We start from the raw sequence: 3,342 nt of genomic DNA on the forward strand, positions 1-3,342 counted from the left end.
CTTAGTGAGTGAGATTGGCGGTGAAACCTTAACCATGCTCAATCATATCGACCGCATAAGCGCAGAATCTGCAGCGAACAAAAAGCTAAAAGAAGAGCAAAAAAAAGCGAAAGAGCAAGGCCTCGTTTTAACCGACGAGCAGGAACAGAAAATCTATGAAAAGGCCTACAACAATGCGATGAACGAAGGGATGTCAGCGATGGGCAGTGACACCCGTCAAGGCGTTGAAATGGCGGTTAACATTATTAATGGGCTAATCACGGGCGACATGACAGGGGCTGTTGCGGGGGCATTAGCACCGAAGATAGCCACCATAATCAAACAACAGACAGAAGGAAACACCGTCGCCAACACAATTAGCCATGCTATACTGGGCGCAGTAGTTGCTGAGCTACAAGGCAACTCAGCCTTAGCGGGAGGTTTAGGGGCAGCAGCGAGTGAACGTAGTGCTGAAGTCATAACGGGCATTTTATAACCGGATAAAGCAATAACAGAGTTATCGCAAGAAGAGCGACAAAAAATCAGCGCACTATCCCAACTAGCTACAGGTCTTGCCATCGCAGCATCTGGTGGAGATATCCAAGATGTGAATACGGGGATTGCTGCGAGTAAGAATGCAGTTGAGAATAACTTCGCAGCAGTTGTAGTTAGAGCTGGAGGGATGATTTGCGTAAGAATTTCGGTTTGCGCAAACTATGTTGCTGGAACAGGTTTAGCTGCATTATTAGGTATATCTGTGGTTAATAGCCTTAGTGAGAATGATAAAACTAATGCTATTAATGCGATTAGAAGTGGTGATTCATTTGCTATAGCTAGTTTGACTGAAGAACAAATAGATTTTCTAAATAAAAATAAAAATAAAAATGATTTTCTTATCGCTGATTTTGCAGACAGAATACCGCTAATTCATGGGCAAGAAAGTAATTCAAGTACTTCACAAAACAACGGCGTTGATGGCTCTTCAGACAGTAATAATATTGCTGGCTCTGGAAGTGTTGTCGCTGGAGGAGCCCCAGGATTACCGCCTGATGATGACAAGAACAATAATAAATCTAATTCAACCGAGAAGGTTAAAGAAAAGAAACTTGATGAGCTTCCAAATAATGTTAAAAACACATTCTCACAATATGAAAAGAATGGTTGGAATGGTAATTTTAATGGTCAGACCCCAGGAACTAATGCTGGAAGAATATTTAAAAATAGTGATAATAAATTACCTAAAGTTGATAGCAATGGAAACCCAATCACTTATAGAGAATTTGATGTCAATAATAAAATTCAAGGACAAACTAGAGATGCCGAAAGATTTGTTCGAGGAAGCAATGGTTCTGTTTATTACACAAATAATCATTATCAAACATTTATAAAAGTAACTAAATAGAGATTATTTAAAATGAAAAACCAAATTATTTATATTAATAAAGAAGAAGAAAATCAATATATTGAAAATCTGAATTTCAAAAATTATTTTTTTGCAAAAATTGATGGATCACTTATTTCTACTATTAGTGATTATATGAATGCAATAATTGTAGCTTTCCAGTTTCCATCCGGTATATTTTCTAACACAACGAGTATTGATGCTTATAACGATTGGATGAGAGATTTAACGTGGATAGATCAATATGATGGATACATATTAGTTATAGAAAATTTTACAAAAATGCTGAGTTGTTATCCTAAAGAAAAAGATCGAATTTTGAGTGAATTTGATGAGACTATTTTTCCTTTTTGGGCGGAGGAAGTTATCCATACTGTAGTAGGAGGAAAAACAAAAAGTTTTTTAGTGTTACTTGTAGAGTAAATCGATTTCATTTCAAGTTAGATTTTAACTTGCAAGTATATAGCTAATGCAGATTTTATTTTTTCATTAATTTGACACAGGCACCATTAGCTTTAGTGACATCAAAAACAAAGCGGAATTCAACGTTAGCCATATCTCGGTCAGTGGCGGCATCATCACTGGCGACATCACGGGTGGTCTTGCAGGTGCTAGTGCGCCATGGCTAGCAGAGCAAATTAAAATACATGCTGGGGATAATGAAGTAGTTCGTTTAACGGCTCATGCTATACTGGGTGCTGTAGTTGCCGAACTACAAGGCAACTCAGGGCTAGCAGGTGGAGCGGGCGCTGTAAGTGGCGAACTTGCCGCAGAAGTTATCCGCAACCAGCTTTATGATGGCAAAGACATCAAAGACCTCACCGAAGCAGAAAAACAAAACATCAGCGTGTAAATACCCCAAACTTAGTACACAACTCACGTAGAAAATCATGCTGCTTGTTTTAGTGTTTTATACTCAATCGGTGTCATGTTATTTAACGCCTCATGCGGTCTTTCGGTGTTATAAATGGTTAGCCATTCTTCGGTTATTCTCCTTGCTTGTGCTAAGTTGTTAAAAAGATATAAATCGAGTACTTCAGTACGATAGGTACGATTAAATCGTTCAATATAGCCATTTTGATAAGGGCTACCGGGCTGGATATAATCAATGGTTATATCATGTGATTTAGCCCAGTTTATAAAGGTTTTTCCTGTAAATTCTGGCCCATTATCGACCCGTATTTTTAATGGATACCCATGATATTCGGCCAGTTTATCTAAGTAACGGGTAATCCTTCCTGCGGGTAAGCTTACTGCAATATCAATCCCTAATGCCTCACGATTAAAGTCATCGATGACATTGAATGTCCTAAAGCGACGTTGATTACGACTACTGTCACTCATAAAATCCTTGACCAACATTCACCTTGTTTATTGGGGACTAATAACCTTTCCGGACATCGTGGAGGAATGCGTTTTTTACGCTTTACCCTGAGATTAAGCTTTAATTCACAATACACCCGATATACCCGTTTATGATTCCATTGATAGCCAAGCTTTCTGATACGATGAAAACATTTAGGAAAGCCCCAGCGTAAATGCCGGTCTGTGATAGCATTCAACACCGAAACAATCACCGAGTCATCCTGCAACTTAGGTTGATAATAGTAAGCACAACGGCTTAAGCCAACAATAGCACAACTCATAACAATAGTAACCGAATGATTTTGTTGTAGTTGCTGTGCCCACGTTTTACGTGCCTTGGTGGGCACTAAAGCTTTTTTATGATTTCTTCCTGAAGCTGGGATTTTAAGCTCAGTTCGGCAAACATCTGTTTAAGCTTACGGTTTTCCGCTTCTAGCTCTTTTAAGCGTTTAATATCCGACGTTTCCATACCGCCGTATTTTTCTCGCCATTTATAGAAAGTTGAATTACCCATGCCATATTTACGGCACAGTTCTTTAACGGGAATACCCGCTTCAGCTTCTTTTAAAATAGCGACGATTTGATGTTCAGTCATT

At 38.8% G+C, this 3,342-nt stretch carries 3 protein-coding genes and 1 pseudogene; 3 read left to right on the forward strand and 1 reads right to left on the reverse strand.

Translation table 11 applies throughout. The features are described from left to right. The 3 genes from A9G42_RS13975 to A9G42_RS11845 form a co-directional block, all read left to right on the forward strand. Window positions 1-475, forward strand: a 475-nt coding sequence (locus A9G42_RS13975) for a DUF637 domain-containing protein (RefSeq protein ID WP_218837813.1), incomplete at its 5' end; no start/stop codon positions are given. A 12-nt stretch (window positions 476-487) separates the two neighbouring features. Continuing rightward, window positions 488-1,381: a VENN motif pre-toxin domain-containing protein gene (locus tag A9G42_RS14175; protein ID WP_257006425.1), complete on the forward strand. Its 894-nt coding sequence runs from the start codon at window positions 488-490 to the stop codon at window positions 1,379-1,381. 12 nt (window positions 1,382-1,393) lie between these two features. Then, complete coding sequence (locus A9G42_RS11845; protein ID WP_065653523.1) at window positions 1,394-1,804, forward strand: barstar family protein; 411 nt, start codon at window positions 1,394-1,396, stop codon at window positions 1,802-1,804. Window positions 1,805-2,269: 465 nt separating this feature from the next. Here the strand turns inward: A9G42_RS11845 and A9G42_RS11850 are convergent. After that, window positions 2,270-3,341, reverse strand: a pseudogene (locus A9G42_RS11850) (IS3 family transposase). Between the last annotated feature and the right edge of the window lies 1 nt (window position 3,342).

This window comes from Gilliamella sp. Nev6-6 (assembly GCF_001690605.1).
GTDB lineage: Bacteria > Pseudomonadota > Gammaproteobacteria > Enterobacterales > Orbaceae > Gilliamella > Gilliamella apicola_C.

What these genes read in the sequence shown, in the direction of transcription:
- A9G42_RS11845 (WP_065653523.1), top strand. Translation starts at nt 1,394, where the DNA reads ATGAAAAACCAAATTATTTATATTAATAAAGAAGAAGAAAATCAATAT.